16 protein-coding genes are annotated in these 20,976 nt (G+C 71.1%); 9 read left to right on the forward strand and 7 right to left on the reverse strand.

All coding sequences use genetic code 11. The annotated features are described in order from the left end of the window. Positions 1 to 6 precede the first annotated feature (6 nt). The 3 genes from AC067Z_RS06405 to AC067Z_RS06415 are packed head-to-tail and all read right to left on the reverse strand — an operon-like array spanning position 7 to position 3,139. Positions 7 to 840: a sugar phosphate isomerase/epimerase family protein gene (locus AC067Z_RS06405; RefSeq protein ID WP_478788305.1), complete on the reverse strand. Its 834-nt coding sequence runs from the start codon at positions 838 to 840 to the stop codon at positions 7 to 9. Continuing rightward, positions 837 to 1,991 carry a dihydrodipicolinate synthase family protein gene (locus tag AC067Z_RS06410; RefSeq protein ID WP_478788306.1) on the reverse strand — a complete coding sequence of 385 codons (1,155 nt, stop codon included), beginning with the start codon at positions 1,989 to 1,991 and terminating at the stop codon, positions 837 to 839. Before AC067Z_RS06410 ends, AC067Z_RS06405 begins: the two co-directional genes overlap by 4 nt. Beyond that, positions 1,988 to 3,139 (reverse strand): Gfo/Idh/MocA family protein, encoded by a 1,152-nt coding sequence (locus AC067Z_RS06415; protein ID WP_478788307.1) that lies wholly within the window; start codon positions 3,137 to 3,139, stop codon positions 1,988 to 1,990. Before AC067Z_RS06415 ends, AC067Z_RS06410 begins: the two co-directional genes overlap by 4 nt. A 168-nt stretch (positions 3,140 to 3,307) precedes the next feature. Between AC067Z_RS06415 and AC067Z_RS06420 the strand changes: the two genes are divergently transcribed. The 3 genes from AC067Z_RS06420 to AC067Z_RS06430 all read left to right on the forward strand — a co-directional run bounded on the left by AC067Z_RS06420 (position 3,308) and on the right by AC067Z_RS06430 (position 7,079). Continuing rightward, positions 3,308 to 4,378, forward strand: coding sequence for a LacI family DNA-binding transcriptional regulator (locus tag AC067Z_RS06420; RefSeq protein WP_478788308.1), 1,071 nt, complete (start codon positions 3,308 to 3,310; stop codon positions 4,376 to 4,378). A gap of 783 nt (positions 4,379 to 5,161) precedes the next feature. After that, entirely contained in the window at positions 5,162 to 5,695 is a 534-nt protein-coding gene (locus tag AC067Z_RS06425; protein ID WP_478788309.1) for a hypothetical protein, read from the forward strand. A 610-nt stretch (positions 5,696 to 6,305) separates the two neighbouring features. Next, on the forward strand, positions 6,306 to 7,079 hold the full coding sequence (locus AC067Z_RS06430) for a sugar phosphate isomerase/epimerase family protein (RefSeq protein WP_478788310.1): 774 nt from the start codon (positions 6,306 to 6,308) through the stop codon (positions 7,077 to 7,079). A gap of 25 nt (positions 7,080 to 7,104) precedes the next feature. Here the strand turns inward: AC067Z_RS06430 and AC067Z_RS06435 are convergent, their stop codons facing one another. Beyond that, a complete protein-coding gene (locus AC067Z_RS06435) occupies positions 7,105 to 8,040 on the reverse strand; it encodes an EamA family transporter (RefSeq protein WP_478788484.1) in 936 nt (311 codons plus the stop codon). A gap of 107 nt (positions 8,041 to 8,147) precedes the next feature. Here AC067Z_RS06435 and AC067Z_RS06440 point away from each other — a divergent pair, with 107 nt between their 5' ends. From AC067Z_RS06440 to AC067Z_RS06465, 6 genes are all read left to right on the forward strand, one after another. Next, positions 8,148 to 9,059 carry a LysR family transcriptional regulator gene (locus AC067Z_RS06440; protein ID WP_478788311.1) on the forward strand — a complete coding sequence of 304 codons (912 nt, stop codon included), beginning with the start codon at positions 8,148 to 8,150 and terminating at the stop codon, positions 9,057 to 9,059. Between the two features lie 243 nt (positions 9,060 to 9,302). After that, positions 9,303 to 9,785: an SseB family protein gene (locus tag AC067Z_RS06445; protein ID WP_478788312.1), complete on the forward strand. Its 483-nt coding sequence runs from the start codon at positions 9,303 to 9,305 to the stop codon at positions 9,783 to 9,785. Continuing rightward, the gene (locus tag AC067Z_RS06450) at positions 9,782 to 10,396 is read left to right on the forward strand and encodes a hypothetical protein (protein ID WP_478788313.1); all 615 of its coding nucleotides are present in this window, start codon (positions 9,782 to 9,784) and stop codon (positions 10,394 to 10,396) included. Before AC067Z_RS06445 ends, AC067Z_RS06450 begins: the two co-directional genes overlap by 4 nt. A 2-nt stretch (positions 10,397 to 10,398) precedes the next feature. Next, on the forward strand, positions 10,399 to 15,072 hold the full coding sequence (locus AC067Z_RS06455; protein ID WP_478788314.1) for a putative T7SS-secreted protein: 4,674 nt from the start codon (positions 10,399 to 10,401) through the stop codon (positions 15,070 to 15,072). Further along, positions 15,069 to 15,458, forward strand: a complete 390-nt coding sequence (locus AC067Z_RS06460) for a hypothetical protein (protein WP_478788315.1) — start codon at positions 15,069 to 15,071, stop codon at positions 15,456 to 15,458. Before AC067Z_RS06455 ends, AC067Z_RS06460 begins: the two co-directional genes overlap by 4 nt. A 231-nt stretch (positions 15,459 to 15,689) precedes the next feature. Further along, positions 15,690 to 17,498, forward strand: a complete 1,809-nt coding sequence (locus AC067Z_RS06465; protein WP_478788316.1) for a glycoside hydrolase family 3 protein — start codon at positions 15,690 to 15,692, stop codon at positions 17,496 to 17,498. A 74-nt stretch (positions 17,499 to 17,572) separates the two neighbouring features. Here AC067Z_RS06465 and AC067Z_RS06470 read toward each other — a convergent pair whose 3' ends face one another. The 3 genes from AC067Z_RS06470 to AC067Z_RS06480 all read right to left on the reverse strand — a co-directional run bounded on the left by AC067Z_RS06470 (position 17,573) and on the right by AC067Z_RS06480 (position 20,888). Continuing rightward, entirely contained in the window at positions 17,573 to 19,000 is a 1,428-nt protein-coding gene (locus tag AC067Z_RS06470) for a S28 family serine protease (RefSeq protein ID WP_478788317.1), read from the reverse strand. Positions 19,001 to 19,113: 113 nt separating this feature from the next. Further along, positions 19,114 to 19,506 carry a hypothetical protein gene (locus AC067Z_RS06475; RefSeq protein WP_478788318.1) on the reverse strand — a complete coding sequence of 131 codons (393 nt, stop codon included), beginning with the start codon at positions 19,504 to 19,506 and terminating at the stop codon, positions 19,114 to 19,116. An 86-nt stretch (positions 19,507 to 19,592) separates the two neighbouring features. After that, complete coding sequence (locus tag AC067Z_RS06480) at positions 19,593 to 20,888, reverse strand: COG1361 family protein (RefSeq protein ID WP_478788319.1); 1,296 nt, start codon at positions 20,886 to 20,888, stop codon at positions 19,593 to 19,595. Positions 20,889 to 20,976: the final 88 nt, after the last annotated feature.

Below are 20,976 nucleotides of genomic sequence, written 5' to 3' on the forward strand. Positions count from 1 at the left end.
AAATGATCAAAACACCTCCGTCACAAACCGCCCCGCCGTCTCCTCCAGCACCTCCTCCCCCTCCCTCCCCCACAACCCGTCGTTGAACAGCTCCACCTCGATGAAGCCCGTCCACCCCGTAGCCTCGACCATCTCCCGCCACGCGGGCAGGTCCACGGCGCCGTCCCCCAACTGGCCACGCCCGTTCAGCACTCCCGCCGGCAACGGCGTCACCCAGTCCGCCAGTTGGAACGAGTGGATGCGGCCCTGCTCCCCCGCACGAGCCACCGCCGACGGAGCCGTGTCGTCCCACCAGATGTGGTACGTGTCCACCACCACGCCCACCTCCTCCGCCGGGAAGCGTTCCGCCAGCTCCACCGCCTGCGTCAGCGTCGAGACCACGCAGCGGTCCGACGCGAACATCGGGTGCAGCGGTTCGATCGCCAGGCGGACGCCGCGCTCCCCCGCGTAGGGAGCCAGGACAGCCAGCGCGTCCGCGATGCGTTCGCGGGCCGCCGCCAGGTCGCGGCTGCCTGCCGGGAGGCCGCCCGAGACCAGGACCAGCGTGTCCGTGCCCAGCGTCGCCGCCTCGTCGATCGCCGCGCGGTTGTCGTCCAGCGCGCGGGCCCGCTCGTCCACGTCCAGAGCCGTGAGGAAGCCGCCGCGGCACAGCGACGTGACCGTCAGCCCCGCGTCCCGGATCAGCTTCGCCGTCGCCTCCAGGCCGTACTCCGCGACCGGTTCGCGCCACAGGCCCACCGCCGGGACGCCGAGGGTCGCGCATGCGTCGGCCAGCGCCGGCAGGGACAGCTGCTTGACCGTCATCTGATTGATGCTGAAGCGGGAGAGAGAATCGTTCATTGCGGAACTCCGTAGACGCCGAGCAGGGACTTCATGCGGGACTCCGCCATCGCCGGGTCCGGGAACAGGCCCAGGCCGTCGGCCAGTTCGTATGCCCGCGCCAGATGCGGCAGCGAGCGCGCCGACTGCAGGCCGCCCACCATCGCGAAGTGCGACTGGTGGCCCGCCAGCCATGCCAGGAACACCACACCCGTCTTGTAGAAACGGGTCGGTGGCTCGAAGAGGTGACGGGACAGGGCGACCGTCGGGTCGAGGAGCTTGCGGAAGCCGCCCACGTCGCCCGTGTCCAGGACCCGCACGGCCTCCGCCGCCAGCGGGCCCAGCGGGTCGAAGATGCCGAGCAGCGCATGGCTGAAGCCGCTTTCGTCGCCCGCGATCAGTTCCGGGTAGTGGAAATCGTCGCCCGTGTAGCAGCGCACGCCCTGCGGCAGTCGGCGGCGCAGGTCCACCTCCCGCCCCGCGTCCAGCAGCGAGACCTTGATGCCGTCGACCTTGTCGGGGTGCGCCGCGATGACGTCGAGGAAGATGGAGGTCGCGGCGTCCAGGTCCGTGGAGCCCCAGTAGCCCTCCAGCGCCGGGTCGAACATCGGGCCCAGCCAGTGCAGGATCACCGGTTCCGAGGCCTGGCGCAGGAGATGGCCGTAGACGTCCAGGTAGTCGTCCGGTGACGAGGCCGCCGCGGCCAGGGCGCGGGACGCCATCAGGATCGCCTGCGCGCGCGACGCCTCGACGACCGCGAGCTGTTCCTCGTACGCCGCTCGGACCGACGCCACAGTGGCGGGGCCCGTCAGCTGGTCGGTCCCCACCCCGCACGCGATCGCGCCGCCCACCGCCTTCGCCTCGGCCGCAGAGCGGCGGATCAGTTCCGCCGCGCCCGCCCAGTCCAGGCCCATCCCCCGCTGCGCCGTGTCCATGGCCTCCGCCACGCCCAGGCCGTGCGACCACAGATGGCGGCGGAAGGCGAGCGTGGCGTCCCAGTCGACGGCCGCGGGAGACTCGGGGGTGGTGTCCGCGTACGGGTCGGCCACCACGTGCGCGGCCGAGAAGACCGTGCGGGAGGCCAACGGGGCGCCCGGTGTGAAGCGCAACGGCTCGGTCCTCGGCACATACGCCGTCGTCGAACCGTCCGCGCGCGGGAGTCGCATCGTCACAGCGTCAGCTCCGGCACGTCCAGCCGCCGGCCCTCCGCCGACGAGCGCAGCCCCAGCTCGGCGAGCTGCACTCCGCGCGCGCCCGCCAGCAGGTCCCAGTGGTACGGCGCGTCCTGCGCGACATGGCGCAGGAACAGCTCCCACTGCGCCTTGAAGCCGTTGTCGAAGTCGCGGTTGTCCGGGATCTCCTGCCACTGGTCGCGGAAGGACTCGGTGACCGGCAGGTCCGGGTTCCACACCGGCTTCGGGGTGGCCGAACGGTGCTGGACGCGGCAGTTGCGCAGGCCCGCGACCGCCGAGCCGTGGGTGCCGTCGACCTGGAACTCGACGAGTTCGTCGCGGTTGACGCGCACCGTCCACGAGGAGTTGATCTGGGCGACCGCGCCGCCCTCCAGCTCGAAGATGCCGTACGCGGCGTCGTCGGCGGTCGCCTCGTACGGCTTTCCGTTCTCGTCCCAGCGGCGTGGGATGTGCGTCGTGATGTGCGCGGACACCGAGGTGACGCGGCCGAACAGCTCGTGCAGCACGTACTCCCAGTGCGGGAACATGTCGACCGTGATGCCGCCGCCGTCCTCGGTGCGGTAGTTCCAGCTCGGCCGCTGCGCGTCCTGCCAGTCGCCCTCGAACACCCAGTAGCCGAACTCGCCGCGCACGGACAGGATCTGCCCGAAGAAGCCTCCGTCGATCAGACGCTTCAGCTTGAGCAGGCCCGGCAGGAAGATCTTGTCCTGGACGACGCCGTGCTTGATGCCGGCGGCCGCGGCGAGACGGGCCAGGTCGAGGGCGCCCGCGAGGTCGGTGGCCGTCGGCTTCTCCGTGTAGATGTGCTTGCCCGCGGCGATGGCCTTCTTCAGCGCCTCCACGCGCGCGGAGGTGACCTGCGCGTCGAAGTAGATGTCGACGGTGTCGTCGGCGAGGACGGCGTCGAGATCGGTCGAGAACTCGGTGAGGCCATGGCGGTCGGCGAGCTCCCGCAGCGCGTGCTCGCGCCGGCCGACGAGCACGGGCTCGGGCCAGAGCAGATCGCCGTCGCCGAGGTCGAGGCCGCCCTGTTCGCGGATCGCGAGGAGTGAACGGACCAGGTGCTGACGGTGGCCCATCCGTCCGGTGACGCCGTTCATGGCGATCCGCACTGTCCTGCGTGTCACGAAAGTTGCCTCCATGTTCGAGTTGTTCAACGACTTCGAACAAGTTCCACTCGGTTTTCCCGAGTTCCCTCGTTATGAGCGTAGCAAGCGCTTTCTACGCGGTATGAAGCTAGCCTGCCGACAGCGGCCCGGACAAGGGGCCGGTTCCATCTCCCGCGGAGGAAAGCGATGACAGTCACCCTGGCGGATGTGGCGGCGCGCGCCCGGGTGTCCCCGGCCACCGTCTCCCGCGTGTTGAACGGCAACTACCCGGTCGCCGCATCGACGCGCGACCGCGTGCTGCGCGCGGTCGACGAGCTCGACTACGTACTCAACGGCCCGGCGAGCTCGCTCGCCGCCGCGACCTCCGACCTGGTCGGCATCCTCGTCAACGACATCGCCGACCCCTTCTTCGGCATCATGGCCGGGGCAGCCCAGACCGAGATCAGCGGCCAAGAGGGGTCCGGGCGGGCCGGCGGCGAGAAGCTCGCCGTCGTCTGCAACACCGGGGGCTCCCCCGAACGCGAACTGACCTACCTGACCCTGCTCCAGCGCCAGCGGGCCGCCGCCGTCATCCTGACCGGCGGAGCGCTCGAGGACCCCGACCACATCGCGGCGATGAGCGCGAAACTCACGAAGCTCGCGGACGCCGGGACGAGGGTCGTGCTGTGCGGGCGGCCGCCGCTGCCCGGCAGCGACGCGGTCGTCGCCTCGCTCGCCTTCGACAACCGCGGCGGCGGGCGGCGGCTGACCGAGCACCTGATCGCCCTCGGCCACCGCCGGATCGGGTACGTCGCCGGGCCCCTGGAGCGCACCACGACCCGGCACCGGCTGGAGGGACACCGGGCGGCGCTGGCCGCGGCGGGCCTGTCCGGCTCCGCCGCCGAGCAGGACCGGCTCACCGTGCACGGGCCGTACGACCGCCGTTCGGGCTACGACGCCACGCTCGAACTGCTGCGCAGGGACCCGTCGCTGACGGCGATCGTGGCGGCCAACGACACGGTCGCGCTGGGCGCGTGCGCGGCGCTGCGCGACCAAGGACTGCGCATCCCGGACGACATCTCGGTGGCGGGCTTCGACGACCTGCCGTTCTCGGTGGACGCGATGCCTGCGCTGACGACGGTACGGCTGCCACTGTTCGAGGCGGGCGCACGGGCGGGGCGGCTGGCGATGGGCAACGAAGCGCCGCCGCCGGGGGGTATCGCCTCGATCGGGGCGGAGCTGATGGCGCGGGACTCGACGGCGCCGCCGGCGCGCTGACGCGCGCAGCGGGGTGCGGCCGCTCGGGTGCGGAACGGGCCCGGGCGGCAGCGGTGGCGGGGGCGGTCGGCGGCTGGCGGTCGGCGGTCGGCGGTCGGGTGCACACGGGCCCCGGGCGGCCGCGGGTCGGGTGCGGAACGGCCCCGGGCGACATGGTGTCAGGGGTCAGGTGCACACGGGTCCCGGGCACAGGGTGGCGGCCGTCAGCGGTCAGCGGTCAGGTGCGGAAGGGCCCCGGGCGGCCTCGTATCGGAGGTCGGGGTCGAATGCACACGGGTCCCGGGGCCGCCTGTCGGGTGCGGAACGGCCCCGGACGACTGGACGTCGACAGGGGCGACGCACCACGTGCCGGCTCGCGTGGTCGCGAGCGCAGCCAGGGCGCAGAACAGGCCAGTCCGGATATGCCATGGCCATCGATTTTCGCGTGAACAACTCGGACCTAAAGATCAACAAGGCAGGTCGGGGCCGCATCTCCGCACCGGCACGGCCCGAAGCCTTCATGCGATTTCGAGCCATCGGGGATCAATAAACTTTGCGGAAGCCGAGCCACCCGCCTTTAAGATCACGAACAAGGAGGGGGGTCCTGTGAATCTTTCTGCACGGTCCGTTGCACGGAGGGCCTTCGTCGGCGCCGTCGCCGCCGACGACTGCCGCGGCTTCACGCCGGTAGGCCCCGATCGCAATCGGGCAATGGTGGATTTCTCTCATCAGTAACGGCACTCCACCCGTTGACCGCCAGCACATTGTTCATTCGCTTTGAATCCCAACAGGAGTGTGTTTCCCATGGCCATGCAGACCGCATTTCGGGTGGCCCTCGCCGCCACCGCCCTGACCACGCTCGGCCTCGCAGCTCCGCAGACGGCCGTTGCCGATACGCCGCAGGCCAAGTTCACCGTCGCGTCCGGCGCCTCGGCGGAGACGAAGCAGATCGTCGCCGCGAACACCAAGGCGGCAGCGGCCGCGTCCACCGTCTGCGGTGCCGGGTACACCCAGATCATCGAGGCCGAGCGTCTGCCCGACGCCCGTCGCTACGCCACCGTGTACGTCTACACGAACGGCAAGACGACCGGCTCGAGCTACTACGACCGACCCACCTGCGGCGTGCTGCACAACGAGACGGGCTCCGCCCGCTACATGGGCATTCGCCTCAACGACAACTACACGGCCACGCCCGCCACCCAGGACTTCGGCACGTACACCACCTACGCCGGGCCGGTCTACCAGAACAAGGGCTACTGCGGCACCGTCTACTCCTACATGAAGCAGGGCAGCACCGTGGTCGTGGACGCCCTCAGGACCGTCGGCTCCTGCAACTGACCTTTCCTCAGCATCGGCAGACGCTCCTTCAGAGCGCTCTGAAGGGATCCGATCCTGGCCTGCGCGGCCGGGATCGGATCCGGCCCGCGCGGCCGGACGGATGCCACAGGGGGCCCGGTCCCCGGCTCCTCCGGTACGGCGCGGGGACGCGAGGCCGCAGCGTTGTGCACGGGCGGTCTCGGCGATCCGTCGGGTGCCGCGGGACGGGCAAAGCCCGACCGCGGACAGCTCGCCGAGGCGAGGCGAGGGGCACCGTCCGCCGGGTGCCGGCCGGCACCCGGCCGGGCGCCGCGAGGCGGGTTGCCCCCGCGAGCCCGGGCGGGGTGACCTGGGGATCGTGCAGCGCCACGACGCGCTGTGCGCCGCCGAGTACGGGTGAACGACGAGTGCGCGGACCCGGCCCGGGTGACCGGCTGGGGCGCACGGCCGTGGATTTCGCGCGCCGGGCGGGGTACCAGGACATGGTGTTGTGGACGAACGACGTGCTGGCGGGGCCCGCCGGATCCATCTGCGGGCCGGGTTCACGCGTCGCCGAGACGCCCCCTCGCTCGTACGGAGCGGGTCCGGTCGGCCAGGACCGGCGGCTGCCCCTCCAGGAAGGACCGACCCCATGAAGTTCGCCTTCTCGACGCTCGGCGTACCGGGCATGCCCCTCGCCGACGTCGCCGCGCTCGCCGCCTCCACCGGGTATCAGGGCGTGGAGCTGCGCACCCACCCCGAGGAGCCCGTGCACCTCGGACTGAGCACACCCGAACGGCTCGCAGCGGCAGAGGAATTCTCACGCGCCGGGGTCGAGCTCCTGACGGTCGCCGGGTACGCGCGGATCGCGGCGGCGGGCGACGACGGCCCGGTCCTCCAGGAACTCGACCAGTTGGTGCGCCTGGCCGGAGACCTCGGCGCATCCTTCGTGCGCGTCTTCCCGGGCGGCGGGGACCAGGACCCCGCCGATGCGGACGCCGCAGCGGCCCGCCGGCTGGGCGCGGCCGCGGAGACCGCGGCGAGCGTCGGCGTACGGATCCTGCTGGAGACGCACGACTCGCACCGCACGGGCGCCGATGTCTCACGCATCCTCGGCACCGTCGGGCACAAGCACGCGGGCGCGCTGTGGGACGTGATGCACCCGTGGCTCGGCGGCGAGCCGCCGCGGGTCACGCACGCCTCGCTGAGCCCGTTCCTCGGCTACGTACAGGTCAAGGACATCGCGTCACGGGACGACCTGACACCGCTGCCCCTGGGGGCGGGGCTGTTGCCGCTCGCGGAGTGCCTGTCGCTCGTGGACCCGGACGGCTGGGTGTGCTGGGAGTACGAGAAGCGCTGGTACGAGCAGGTGCCCGAGCTGCCGGGGCTGCTGGCGGCGGGACGGGAGCACCTGCAGTCGCTCTGAAGGCGACGGACGCCGGGACCGGACGTCACGTCCGCACCACCGGGGCCACCTCCGCCCGAGACGGCCCGCTCGACGCGGCAGGCCCCGTCGGCTCCCCGCCCCTGCGTCCGCCACCCGCCAGCGACGTCAGTGCCACACCGCCCACCAGCAGTGCCGCCGCGCACCAGCGAAGAGGGCTGATCGACTCATCGAGGAACAGGGCCGCCGAGGACATGCCGAACACCGGAACCAGCAAGGAGAACGGGGCCACCGACGACGCCGGGTGGTGACGCATCAGGAAGCCCCAGGCGCCGAAGCCGAAGATCGTGGTGATCCAGGCGACGTAGACGATGACTCCGACGCCCGTCCAGTCCAGTGACCGCAGCGCCTCGAGGTCGCGGTCCGCGCCCTCCGTGAGGAGGGAGAGGCCGACCAGCGGAACGATCGGGACGGTGCTGACCCACACCATGAAGTTCAGGGCGTCCGGCGGGGACGCCTTGCGGGTCATGACGTTGGAGACTCCCCAGCAGGCCGCGGCGGCGATGCACAGCAGGAAGCCGAGCAGCGGCCCGGACGTGCCCTCGTCGATCGCGGCGACCGCGATGCCGGACAGGGCGACGACCATGCCCGCTGCCCGTACGCGGCCGGGGCGTTCGCCGAGGGCCACGAAGGCGAACAGGGCCGTGAAGACGGCCTGGACCTGGAGGATCAGCGAGGACAGGCCGGCCGGTGCGCCCTGGTCCATCCCCGTGAACAGCAGGCCGAACTTGGCGACGCCCAGCACCAGTCCCACGCCGATGATCCACTTCCAGGCGACCTTCGGGCGGCCGACGAGGAACACCGCGGGCAGGGCCGCGGCGAGGAAGCGCAGGGCGGAGAAGAGCAGCGGCGGGAAGTGGTCGAGCCCGATCTCGATGACGACGAAGTTGACGCCCCATACGGCGGCGACCAGGGCGGCGAGGGCGATGTGTGCCGGTGGCATGGCATGAGCGGGACGCATGTCATCGAGCATCGGCCCGCGCGACCATGTAGCACCAGCGCGGATTCCTTCATGATGGGATGTAGCGCTGCTGATGAAAGGATGTGGTCGTGCTCGATCTCGGCCGACTGCGTGCTCTGCACGCCGTCTCCGTCCATGGCACGGTCGGTGCCGCGGCCGCCGCGCTCGGGTACACACCGTCCGCCGTGTCCCAGCAGATCGCCAAGCTGGAGCGGGAGACCCGTACGACACTGCTGGAGCGTCAGGGCCGGGGGGTCCGGCTCACCGTCGAGGCGCAGCAACTGGCGCAAACCGCACAGCAGTTGCTGTCCCTTGTCGAGGAGGCGGAAGTACGTCTGGAGGAGCAGCGCGGCGTCCCTTCAGGGCGGCTCGCGATCGGCTGCTTCGCCAGCGCCGCCCGCGGCCTGATGCCCTTCGCGCTCGCCGACCTCGCCCGCCGCCACCCCTCCCTCGACGCCCGGCTGCACGAGGTCGATCCGCATCTGTCGGTGGACCTCGTCGCCCGTGGCGTGATCGACCTGGCGGTGGCGCACGACTGGGACATCGCCCCGATGGCTGCCCCGCCCGGCGTGGAGCAGGCCCTGATCGGCGACGACCTGTGCGATGTGCTCGTTCCGGCCGGCCATCCGCTGGCCGCGGAGGAATCCGTGCAACGTGAAGACCTGAAGGACGAGCGGTGGATCACCCAGCCGCCCGGCACGGTCTGCCACGACTGGCTGATGCGCACGTTGCGGGCGGCGGGCTGCGAGCCGCTGATCGCGCACCAGGCCGAGGAGAACCACACCCATGTCGCGCTCGTCGCGGCCGGCCTCGGCGTCGCACTGGTCCCCCGGCTGGGCCGCGGCCCGCTGCCGCCGCAGGTCGCGGCGGTGCGCCTGAGGCCGGTGCCGATGCGGAGACTGAGTGCGCTGTGGCGTACGGGGGCGGCGCGGCGGCCCGCGATCACGGAAACGGTTCGCACGCTCCAGGACTTGTGGCCGCAGGTCGCCGGCCAGGCCTGAGAACAGGCCGCGCCGGGCGAGCCACGCGGGGCGGGTCCGCGCAGAACGGGGTCATGGGAGACCGGGCCGCATCTGAGGACAGGGCGCCGGTCAGAACCGGGAAACGTAGTGGACGACTCGGGCGAACCCCCGAGACGTAGTGGACGTCTCGGGCGAACCCCCGCGTCCGGCCCGGCCAACAGCACGCACACACCTGGTTACGCGGATTGCGATCGGAAAGTCGGCCGTGCTTGGATGCCGCGCATGGTCAGCAACGGGGACAGTGTGCGCCGGGACGAGGAGCCGGGACGGCTCCACCCGCCGAAGCAAGTGGATCATGGGGTTCATGATCATGGACCGTCGGTCGCCGGTCCGGCCGACGGAGACGCGGAAGCGGACCGCATCCGTCGCGCCAAGCGTGAGTTTGCTGCTTTGCTGGGCGAGTTCAGGCGAACCGCCGTCCTCGTTCCGCTGGACGACCGACAGGACGTGATGGCCGCGGAGTTGGGCGGCATCCGCTGGATCCTCGCCTTCTCGGACGAGAGCGCGCTCGCCCGTTACGCCACCGCCCGCGGCGAGACCGGCCGGGCCTGGGACTACCGCACGGTCCTCGGCGCCCGTCTCCTCGATGTCGCGGTCCCGCGCGCGGGCGTCCCCTGCGGCGTCGCGCTCGACCCCGGCAGTGCGGACGGCACGCTGTTTCCGCCCGTGACCGGCATCGTCCCGGACGAGGCGGCCGTGGCATGACCGATCCCGATCTCGCTGCTTCCCAGCAGGCCCTCGCCCGGATCACCAAGGGCATCAACGGTGCACTCGGCGAGCTCAAGGAGCTCGGCATGGTCGGCGAGGCGAGCATGGGCCGCGGCTTCAGCGACCTTCAGCTCTCCGGCATGGAGACCGGGCACGACGGACTCACCGCCACGCTCAAGTCCTATTGCGAGCGCTGGGAGTGGGGGGTGCGCGCCCTCGTGCAGGAGGGCAACAGCTTCGCGCAGGGCGTCGGGCTGTCCGCGGGCGTCGTCCATGAGACCGAGCAGTACATCGGCGACAGCTTCAAGATCCTCACCAATTCGGCGATCGGCAATCCGTACGCCTCCGAGGAGGAGATCGCGGGCAAGGACTGGGACGAGGTCCTGTCGAACAACGCGTACACCCAGATCCGCGACGCGGACTACAGCGCCGAGTCCTTCGAGCGGGCGGGCGAGAACAGTCTTCAGGCCTGGAAGAACACCGCCTGGGACGTCTCCACCTCCAAGGTGTCCCTCCCCAACCAGGTCATCGACGCGGCCGGACTGCGCGACGACGTGAACGAGCAGATGCGCGAGACCCTCGGGCCGCCGCCGGAAGAGGGCAGGTAGACATGGGGCTCGGGGATCTCGTCAACGATGGTCTCGGCGCGCTCGAGGACGGCTGGGAGGCCGGGAAGAAGGCGGTCGGCGAAGGCGTCGACTGGACCACGGACCGGATCGGCGACGGGCTGGAGTACGTCGGCGCCGAGGGCCTGGCCGACACGGTCGAGGACTGGGGCGACGAGGTCGCCTCGGATCTCGGCGCGAGCGTCGGCGAGCAGCGGCTCGGCGAGACCGAGGAGGCCAACGAACTGGTCCACGGCAAGCCCGACAAGATCCGCGAGAGCGCGAAGCATCTCAAGGACTTCCAGGCCGCGTTCGACAACGTCGGTGAGGGCATGCGCAAGCTGGACGCCTCGCACTGGAAGGGCGAGGCGGGCAACGCGTTCCGGGAGAAGTTCGCGATGCACCCGGCGAAGTGGCTGCACGCCGCCGACGCCTGCGAGTCCGCGGGCAAGGCCCTGGAGACGTACGCCACCACCGTCACCTGGGCGCAGGGGCAGGCGCAGGACGCCATCGACCTGTACAAGAAGGGCAAGGACGCCTCGGACAAGGCCGTCGACACGTACAACTCCAAGGTCGACGACTACAACGCCAAGGTCAACGCGGGACAGGACCCCGGTCCGAAACCCGAGCCGTTCAAGGACCCGGGCAAGGCGCAGCGCGACCGGGCGCAGGAGATCCTCGACGAGGCGCGCCGACAGCGCAACGAGGCGGCTTCCACCGCGCAGACGGCCGTCGACGCCGCCATGGCGCACGCGCCGCAGGAGCCGCCGCCGCTGGACCGCGCCGGGGCACTGGTGCTCGACGGCTACGGCGCGCTGAACATCGAGACGGCCCATGTCGTCGGCGGTGTCGTCAAGGGCACCGCGGGCATCGTGAACTTCGCCCGCGGGCTCAACCCGATGGACGTCTACAACCTGACGCACCCGGCCGAGTACATGCAGAACGTCAACATGACGCTCGCCGGTCTGGTCTCCACCGCCGCGCACCCCGAGCGCATCCCGGGCGCGCTGATCGACAGTTTCAAGAAGGACCCGAGCGAGGGCCTGGGCCGGCTGCTGCCCGAACTGATCGGCACCAAGGGCCTCGGCACCCTGCGCGGCGGTGTCCGTGTCGCCGCCAGGGAGGGCATGGAGGAGGCCGCGGAGAACGCCGTCCGCAAGGCCGTCGACGACGGCCCGAGCACACACAGCCGTGTCCCGGACGGTGTCGAGTCGGGGCACACCGACCCGGTCGACCTGGCGACGGGCCGGATGTACCTGCCGCAGACGGATGTGACGCTGCCGGGCGTGCTGCCGCTCTCGTTCACCCGGCGCGCGGAGTCCGGCTACCGCTACGGCCGCTGGTTCGGCCCTTCGTGGTCGTCCACCGCGGACCAGCGGCTCGAAGTGGACACCGCGGGTGTGGTGTTCGTCCGTGAGGACGGGCTGCTGCTCGCCTATCCGCATCCGGCGCCGGGTCTGCCCACCGTGCCCGCGCACGGCCCCGGCTGGCCGCTGGAGCGGGAGAGCGACGGCGGGTATCTGCTCACCGATCCGGCGACCGGGCAGGTGCGGCACTTCGACGAGGACGGCACGCTCCGGCAGATCGACGACCGCAACGGCAACTGGATCACGTTCGGCCACGACGAGCAGGGCACCCCCGCCACGATCACACACAGCGCCGGCCACGAGCTCCTGCTGACCTGCGCCGAGGGCAGGATCACGGCCCTCGCGCTCAAGGGCGGCGGGGAGATCGCCCGTTACGGTTACACGGACGGCGACCTGACCGAGGTCACCCCCGCGTCCTCGACGGCGCCGACCCGCTTCGCCTACGACACCGGTGGCCGGATCACCTCCTGGACCGACACCAACGGCCGGCGCTACGACTACACCTACGACGAGCAGGACCGCTGCCTCGCCGAGGGCGGCACCGAGGGGCATCTCGCGGCGCGGATCGAGTACCGCGAGGGTCTGACCCTCGTCACCGATTCGCTGGGCCGCACCACGCGCTACACGGTCAACGAGGCGCTGCAGATCACCGCCGAGACCGACCCGCTCGGCCACACGGTGCGCACCGAGCGGGACCGCTGGAACCGGCTGGTCGCCACTACCGACGCGCTGGGCCACACCACGCGTTACGCCTACGACGCCACCGGCGCGCTCGCCACCGTGACCCGCCCGGACGGGCTCGGGCAGGCCGCCGCGTACAACGCGCTGGGGCAGCCGACGGCGGTGACGACCGCGGACGGGGCGCTGTGGCGGCAGGAGTACGACGCGCGGGGCAACCGTGTCTCGGTCACCGCCCCGGACGGCTCCGTCACCCGCTACGGGTACGACGAGGCGGGCCGGCTCACCTCCGTCACCGACGCGCTCGGCGCGACGACGACTGTGCGCTGCGACCCGGCCGGTCTGCCCGTCGAGGTCATCGACCCGATGGGGGCGACCACCCGCTACGAGCGCGACGCGTTCGGCCGACCGGTTGCCGTCACCGACCCCCTGGGGGCCGTGACCCGGCTGGAGTGGACGGCCGACGGCCGGATCACCCGGCGGACCGCGCCGGACGGTTCCGCCGAGTCGTGGACGTACGACGGCGAGGGCAACTGCACCTCGCACACGGACGCGAGCGGGGGCGTGACCCGCTTCGAGTACACGCACTTCGACCTGCTGGCGGCCCGCACCGGTCCCGACGGGGTGCGCCACGAGTTCACGCACGACACGAACCTGCGGCTCACCGGGGTCACCAACCCTCTTGGTCTGACGTGGAGCTACGCGTACGACGAGGCCGGGCGGCCGCTCACCGAGACCGACTTCGACGGCCGCACCGTCCGCTACGAGCACGACGCGGCGGGCCGGCTGGTCTCGCGCACCGATGGCACCGGGCGCACCGTGCGCTACACGCACGACACGCTCGGACGGGTCGTCTCCAAGGACGCCGACGGCGCCGTCACGCTCTACACGCACGACCGCGCCGGACGGATCACCCGGATGGTCTCGGCCGATTCCGAGGTGTCGTACACCTACGACAGGGCGGGGCGGATCACGGCCGAGACGGTCGACGGCCGCACCCTCACGTACACGTACGACGCGTCGGGGCGGCGCACGAGCCGGACGACGCCGAGCGGCGCCACGTCCACGTGGACGTACGACAGGGCCGGCCGGCCCGTGGCGCTCGACGCGGCCGGGCACGCCGTCTCGTTCGACCACGACGCGGCGGGCCGCGAGACGTCCGTCCGTTTCGGTGACGCGCTGACCCTGGCCCACGAGTTCGACGAGCTCGGCCGGATGAAGGGCCAGCACCTCACCGCGGGCGACCGCATCGTCCAGCAGCGCTCCTGGTCCTACCGCGCGGACGGCGGCGTCACCGCCGTCGACGACCCGCTGCTGGGTGCGCGCAGTTACGAACTGGACGCGGCCGGCCGGGTCACCGCGGTGAGCGCCGAGGGCTGGAGCGAGCGGTACGTCTACGACGAGGCCGGCAACCAGACCGAGGCGTCCTGGCCTGCCGCACACCCGGGCCAGGAGGCCATGGGTGCGCGCGAGTACACCGGCACGCGCCTCCGGCGCGCCGGGCAGGTCCGCTACGAGTACGACGAGCTGGGCCGCACCGTGCTGCGGCAGAAGACGCGGCTGTCCCGCAAGCCCGACACCTGGCGCTACGCGTGGGACGCCGAGGACCGGCTCACCGGCGTCACCACCCCCGACGGCACCCGCTGGCGTTACCACTACGACCCACTCGGTCGGCGCACCGCCAAGGAGCGTCTGGCGGCCGACGGTTCGGACCGGGTGGTGGAGCGGACCGACTTCACCTGGGACGGCGCCACCCTGTGCGAACAGACCACGAGCGCGGACGCGTTCCCGCTGCGGGCCACGCTCACCTGGGACCACGACGGCGGGCATCCGCTCGTCCAGTCCGAGCGGATCACGGACGCGTCGCAGGAACAGGTCGACGAGCGATTCTTCGCGATCGTCACCGACCTCGTCGGCACACCCACCGAACTCGTCGACGAGCAGGGCACGATCGCCTGGCGCACCCGCGCCACGCTGTGGGGCACCACGGCGTGGAACGCGGACGCCGCGGCCTACACACCGCTGCGCTTCCCCGGCCAGTACTTCGACCCGGAGACCGGCCTGCACTACAACGTGCACCGGCACTACGACCCGCAGAGCGCGCGTTATCTCACCCCGGACCCGCTGGGTCTGATGCCGGCGCCGAACCCGGTCGCCTACGTCTCCAACCCGCTGTCGTTCACCGACCCGCTGGGCCTCGCCCCCTGCACGGCGGGCAAGAAGGAACCGCTCGCCCTGCCGCCGGGCTCGGGAACCCCGCCGAACCTCCCGGGCCCGGACATCCTGTCCCGTCTCGCCCGGCCGGGCGAGGAGTTCAACATGGTCATCTCGCGCGGCCAGTCGCCGCACTCCCCGGGCGGTTTCGGTACCTTCGACGACGTGCCGAACCAGCAGTTCGTCCGCGACCAGCTGGCAATCCGCTCCGACTGGAAGGACGACGTGTCGCTGCTGCAGCGGTACAAGTTCCCGGAGGACGGCGAGCCGATCCGGATCCAGGAGTCGATCATCGGTCCTCAGCACGACCCGGTGCTCGGCCGTGAACTGCCGGGCGGCGGCACACAGCTCGAAATCATCAACCGAGCGGACCGCCAACGGCTCATCCCGGTCGGCGATCCGGTGGAGATCCCCCAGTGAGCGAAACGATCGACGTCCGGTGGAGCCACGGCGAGCGGACCGTGCGCTGGCAGCACGGCGGGCAGACGGTGGAGAAGGAGTACGCCGCGGCTCCGCTCGCCGCCGTGGCCTGGGACGGCCATGTGCTGGTCGTCGAGGCGCTCGACTACACGCCCTTCACGGCGACGGACAACGCCGTGGTGTACGACGCGGACGGCACCGAGAGGGTGCGGTTGACGCCGCCTCGGGGGCTGGTGGCCGAGCCGGTCTGGGTGTTCGGGTTCTACACGGCGCACCTGGACGGTGCGGGCCGTCCGGTCGTGGTGGTCACGACGCAGGTGGGCGACTTCCAGGGCCGGCCCGACCTCGCGGCGGGCACGCTCACGGACGTGACCGGTTGGCGTTAGGGGCTTTCGTTTGGATCCGGCCTGATCCAAACGAAAGCCCCTGAGCCCCCGGCGGGCCTGCCCGTAACGGTCGCGGCGCCCGCCGGACCGGTGAGTTTTGCGTGGCGCGCTGCCAATTCTCCGCCGCACCCTTGACCTGGCAGTTAGTTTCCGGATATCCGTGACTCCTTGGAAGTTTCTTTCAACTCCCTTGTGCAACTCCCCTGTCGAGCAAGGCCGGAAGGAGCACCAGTGCACGACCGGATCCTCTCCAGACGCACCCTTCTCACGGCGACCGCTGTCGCCGCCGGAGCCATCGCCACCGCGTCCCCCGCCGCGGCCCACCCCGCGCAGCGCGACCGTCTGAAACGGCTCATCGCCCGGATGAGTCTGGAGGAGAAGGTCGGCCAGCTCTTCGTGATGCGGGTCTACGGCCACTCCGCCACCGCTCCCGATCAGACCGACATCGACGCCAACCTCCAGGAGATCGGCGTCCGCACGGCCGCCGAGCTGATCGAGCGCTACCACGTCGGCGGCATCATCTACTTCGTCTGGGCGCACAACACCCGCGATCCGCACCAGATCGCCGACCTGTCCAACGGCATCCAGCGCGCGGGTCTCGCCGGGCCCACGCCGTTGCCGCTGCTGATCTCCACCGACCAGGAACACGGCATAGTCGCCCGGGTCGGCAAGCCCGCCACGCTGGTTCCCGGTGCGATGGCGCTCGGCGCGGGCGGTTCGCACTCCTCCGCCCGTACGGCGGCGCGGATCGCCGGGACCGAGCTCGCCGCCGTGGGCATCGTGCAGAACTACGCGCCCGTTGCCGATGTGAACGTGAACCCGGCCAACCCCGTCATCGGCGTACGGTCCTTCGGGTCGGACCCGGCCGCGGTCGCCCGTATGGTCACGGCGCAGGTCAAGGGGTACCAGAGCGCGGGCATCGCCGCGACGAGCAAGCACTTCCCGGGCCATGGCGACACCACCGTCGACAGTCACACCGGCATTCCCGTCATCACCCACACCCGCGAGGAGTGGGAACGGATCGACGCGCCGCCGTTCAGGGCGGCGATCGCGGCCGGGATCGACTCGATCATGACGGCGCACATCCAGTTCCCTGCGCTGGACGCGAGCAACGACCCGGCGACACTCTCCCGCCCCATCCTCACCGGCATCCTGCGCGAGGAGCTGGGCTACGAGGGAGTGGTGGTGACCGACGCGCTCAACATGCAGGGCGTGCGGGACAAGTACGGCGACCACCGGGTGCCGGTGCTCGCGCTGCTCGCGGGCGTGGACCAGCTGCTCAACCCGCCGGACCTGGCAGTTGCCTGGAACGGCGTGCTGGACGCGGTCAGGAGCGGCGAGCTCAGTGTCGCCCGCATCGAGGAATCGATCCTTCGCATCCTGCTCCTGAAGGAGAAGCTCGGGCTGTTCCGCGACCCGTTCGTCACCCACCGGGGCGTGGACCGGACGGTGGGCGTCCGGCAGCATCTGGCCGCCGCCGACCGGATCGCCGAGGAGACGACCACACTGCTGACGAACCCGGACGGACTGCTGCCACTGAGCAGACGCGCACGGCCGAACCTGCTGGTCGTGGGCGCCGATCCGGCCTCCCCCAGCGGTACGACCGGCCCGCCCACGACGGTGCTGGCGAACGCCTTCACCGAGTTGGGCTTCCGCGCGGGCGCGCTGTCCACCGGTACGGCGCCCACCAGCGCGAAGATCGCAGAGGCGGTCGCCGCGGCCGAGGGCAAGGACGTGATCGTGGTCGCCACGTACAACGTCACGGCGGCCAGTTCGCAGCGCACGCTCGTGGACCGGCTGGTCGCGACCGGGGTGCCGGTGGTGGCGCTCGCCATCCGCAATCCGTACGACATCGCGCAGCTGAACGGTGTCGGGGCGGCCGTCGCGAGCTACTCGTGGACGGATGTCGAACTGCGCGCCGCGGCCCGGGTGATCGCGGGCCGGGCCGATCCCGAGGGCCAGCTGCCGGTACCGGTGCAGCGTGCGGACGACCCGGCGCAGGTGCTGTTCCCGGTCGGGCACGGGCTGTCGTACGACTGACCCGCACCGACCGGCAAATGCACAAGGGCTGTGTCCGCCGTACCGCGGACACAGCCCTCACTGCTGAGCAGGTGTCACGGACGCAGTGTGCGCTCCGTGTCCCGCTTGTCGAGCTTCGCGTCGGCCTTCGCCAGCGGCCTGGCCTTCGCCGGGTCGGCCTGCACGGCGGCCGGGGCGACGCCCGCCCACTTCAGGATCGCCGCGGTGGCCTTCGCCTTCTGGTCCGCGACCAGCCCGGCGACGTTCGCACCGTGATTGGCACCCGGCGCGGTGTAGACGTAGGAGTCACGTGCGCCCTTGCCGACGCGGAACGGCTCGGCGCCCCACGGGTCGTTCTCGCCGTAGACGAACATCATCCGGGTGGCGTTGTGCCGCACCCATGTGTCGACGTCGTTCATGACCCACGGCTTGAAGCGCATCGGGATGTCACGCGGCACGAAGTTCCGCGGCGGCTGGTAGCCGTAGCGGCTCAGGCCGTCGAGGTGCGGCTGCTTGATGTCCGGCGAACCGAGCTCGGTGCCTGCCTGGTAGTAGTACGGCGTGTAGGTCGACAGCCCCTGGTCCGCGTAGGCGGAGAAGCCGGAGATCCCGTCGATGCTGTCGAAGATCTCCTGGTCGGAGGCGGTCGCCGCGGCCGGGATCGCAGCGCAGTCGGCCAGCAGGCTGTACTGCCAGAACGCCCACGTGTAGTCCAGGACGACCGCCTCGAAGGCGCGGTCGAGGCTGCCGACGGTGTCGAACGTGTAGCCGCCGTCCGCCGCGTACTTCTCGTAGATCGCCTCCAGCGGCTCACGGCGCACCAGGGCCTCGCGCTGGACCGCGTTCAGCTTGTCGCGGCACTCCTTGGTGCCGACCTTCTCGAAGAAGCGGTCGTACGCCTTGTCCTCGTTGTTGACGACGTCGTTGGGCGCGACGTACGCGACGACTCCGTCCATGTCACGCGGATAGTGGCGCTCGTAGTACGTGGCCGTCATGCCGCCCTTGGAGCCGCCGGTGGAGAGCCACTTGCGGTCGTAGATCTTCTTCAGCGCCGAGAAGACCCGGTGCTGGTCGCTGGCGGCCTGCCAGATGTCCAGCTTGGACCAGTCGGCCGGGGCGGGCCGCGACGGCGTGAAGTAGCGGTACTCCAGGGAGACCTGGTTGCCGTCGATGATCGTCGTCGGCTCACTGCGGCGGGGCGTGGTGGACACGTTGTAGCCGGAGGTGAAGAAGACGGTGGGGCGGTTGGTGTCCTTGTGCAGCAGGGTGATCCGCTGCTTGAACGTGCCCTTGCCCGGGTGCCGGTGGTCGACCGGCTGTGTGTAGTTGAGGACGAAGAACCGGTAACCCGGGTACGGCTTCTCCTCTATGAGACTCATGCCCGGAATCGCCAGGATCCGGTCCTTGATGTCCGTGCCGGCCGTCGGCTCGGCGGCGGTGGCCGCACCTGCCGTGGCGCCGGCGGCGCCCACGGTGCCTATGAGCACCACGAGCGACAGCAGCCATCTGAGCGTCTTGCGCATTCACCCTCCCCTGGAGATCTCCCCTTGAGATCAAGTGGTCGCGGGTGAACCTAGTGGCGTCAACGCTCCGACCGCCACCCCCGGTTGACTGCGCTCCGGCTCAGGAGGCTCCCTCAGCACAGGATCCAGCCGGTCGAACGGGAGGTACCGGACACGGAACCGGTGGCCCGGACGCAGCGCCCCCTCGACTGCACGGTCACCGGTCCCGCATGGCGCGTGAACCTGCCCGTGGCCGTGTCCGCACGGCCGCCGCGCGCCTGGAGGGAGACGGACATGGACCGCCGGGTGCCGGGATTCCTGGCGAGCGTGACGGCGCAGATCTGCTGGCGGCTCTGGTAGACGCGCAGCTCACCGGTGGAGAACGAGACCGACTTGGCGAGGCGCCCCGCGCACGGCGCCGCCGCGTCCGCGCGCTGGATCCCCGGCCCTGCGACCGTGAACGAGGCCGCGGCGACGAGCACCGCGAGGGCACGGGCGAGCGCCCGGACCGGACGTCGACCGCCCATGTACCCCACCTTGTCGAACACGTTCGCTCCCCACTGCCACTGCTCCGTACATGCGTACGACGCGTACGGGGTGCGATTGGTTGCGACTACTGTCCGTGCCGCCGGCGGTGTCGCAGGAGAACGATGCCGCCGCCCGCCGCGACTGCCGCCGCCGCGGCGCCCGCGAGGGGAAGGGCCGAGCCGGAGCCGGTGGACGCCAGGTTGCCGCCGGTCGTCGCGGTGCCGGTGCCGCCCGCCGTGGACGAGGACGATCCGCCGCTCGACGAACCACCCGTCGACGAGCCGCCCGACGCGGACGAATCCGAACCGCCGGTGGTCGTCGAACCGCCGGTGGAGCCGCCGGTGGCCGAACCCGAACCACCGGAGCCGCCCGTGGACGAACCGCCGCCCTTCGCCTCGATCACGATCGCGGCCTTGTCGTTCTCCGGGTTCTTGTCGAAGGGACGCGGCTCACCGACGAGCGCGATCGTGCCCTTGGCGCCCGGCGCCACCTTGTCGACCTTCAGCTTGAACGGGAGGGCGGCCTTGTAGTTCGCGTTCACCCACGACTGCCAACTGCCGCACTCGTAGCGCCCCGGCTTGTCCGTGGCCTTGCACAGCCCGGGGATCTTCACCGCCTTCGTGCCGGCCGGGAGCGTGACGATGATCTGGTGCGCGGGCGTGCCCGCCTCGTGCCCGACCCAGCCCGGTCCCGCGTTGGTGAACGACAGGTCGGCGGTCACCGTGTCGCCGGCGCGGGCCTTCAGCCGCGCGCCGCTCACCTGGAAGTCGGCGGTGCTGTCCGCGGTCACCGGCACGGTGACGGAGTCCCACATGAAGTCCGCCGCTCGCGCTGTCGCGGCCTGCTCGACCAGCTTCTGCGCCGGGCCCGTGCCGCGCACGGGCACCGCACCGCTGTCGCTGGGTGCGAGGTCGTAGTTCCCGACCGACACGCCGAGCCGGTCCTGCAGCGCACTGTCCTTCGCGTCGATCGTCAGCGGCTTCTCGGGGGCGTACACCACGCCGGGCTCGACGGGCTGCTCGTACTCGCACACGGCGACGGAGCGAGGCTGCATCTCGTCGTAGGGCGGCACGTCGTAGCGAAGGCAGTTGGACGGCAACTCGGTGTGGGCAAGCCCCAGGCTGACGGAGTACGAGAGCCAGACCTTGGGGAGCGCCTCGTTCGTCTTGTTCTTCACCGTGACCGGCACCTCGAAGCTGCTGCCCGGCTTCAACCCGTCGACGGACGCGAGCGTTTCCAGGGCAAGGCCGTCGTCGGCGCCCTCTGCGGCGGCGGGCCCGGTGCCGAGAGCGACCAGTGCAGCGGCGCCGGCCGCGCCGATGACGGAGCGGAGAACGGGCGCGCCACCGAGGGAACGCCGACGGGCAGGACGAGCAGACATGAAGGCCCCCAGGGTGCACCGGGAAAACGGACGGGAAAACGCCGATGAACGCGCTTTCCCTACACGAGACAACCCTCGGAACCGAAAG

This window comes from Streptomyces sp. NPDC043812 (genome assembly GCF_056436245.1).

Coding starts and splice junctions, on each gene's coding strand:
- AC067Z_RS06405 (WP_478788305.1), bottom strand. CDS start 840: ATGAACGATTCTCTCTCCCGCTTCAGCATCAATCAGATGACGGTCAAG.
- AC067Z_RS06420 (WP_478788308.1), top strand. CDS start 3,308: ATGACAGTCACCCTGGCGGATGTGGCGGCGCGCGCCCGGGTGTCCCCG.
- AC067Z_RS06425 (WP_478788309.1), top strand. CDS start 5,162: ATGGCCATGCAGACCGCATTTCGGGTGGCCCTCGCCGCCACCGCCCTG.
- AC067Z_RS06430 (WP_478788310.1), top strand. CDS start 6,306: ATGAAGTTCGCCTTCTCGACGCTCGGCGTACCGGGCATGCCCCTCGCC.
- AC067Z_RS06435 (WP_478788484.1), bottom strand. CDS start 8,040: ATGCCACCGGCACACATCGCCCTCGCCGCCCTGGTCGCCGCCGTATGG.
- AC067Z_RS06445 (WP_478788312.1), top strand. CDS start 9,303: ATGGTCAGCAACGGGGACAGTGTGCGCCGGGACGAGGAGCCGGGACGG.
- AC067Z_RS06450 (WP_478788313.1), top strand. CDS start 9,782: ATGACCGATCCCGATCTCGCTGCTTCCCAGCAGGCCCTCGCCCGGATC.
- AC067Z_RS06455 (WP_478788314.1), top strand. CDS start 10,399: ATGGGGCTCGGGGATCTCGTCAACGATGGTCTCGGCGCGCTCGAGGAC.
- AC067Z_RS06470 (WP_478788317.1), bottom strand. CDS start 19,000: ATGCGCAAGACGCTCAGATGGCTGCTGTCGCTCGTGGTGCTCATAGGC.
- AC067Z_RS06475 (WP_478788318.1), bottom strand. CDS start 19,506: ATGGGCGGTCGACGTCCGGTCCGGGCGCTCGCCCGTGCCCTCGCGGTG.
- AC067Z_RS06480 (WP_478788319.1), bottom strand. CDS start 20,888: ATGTCTGCTCGTCCTGCCCGTCGGCGTTCCCTCGGTGGCGCGCCCGTT.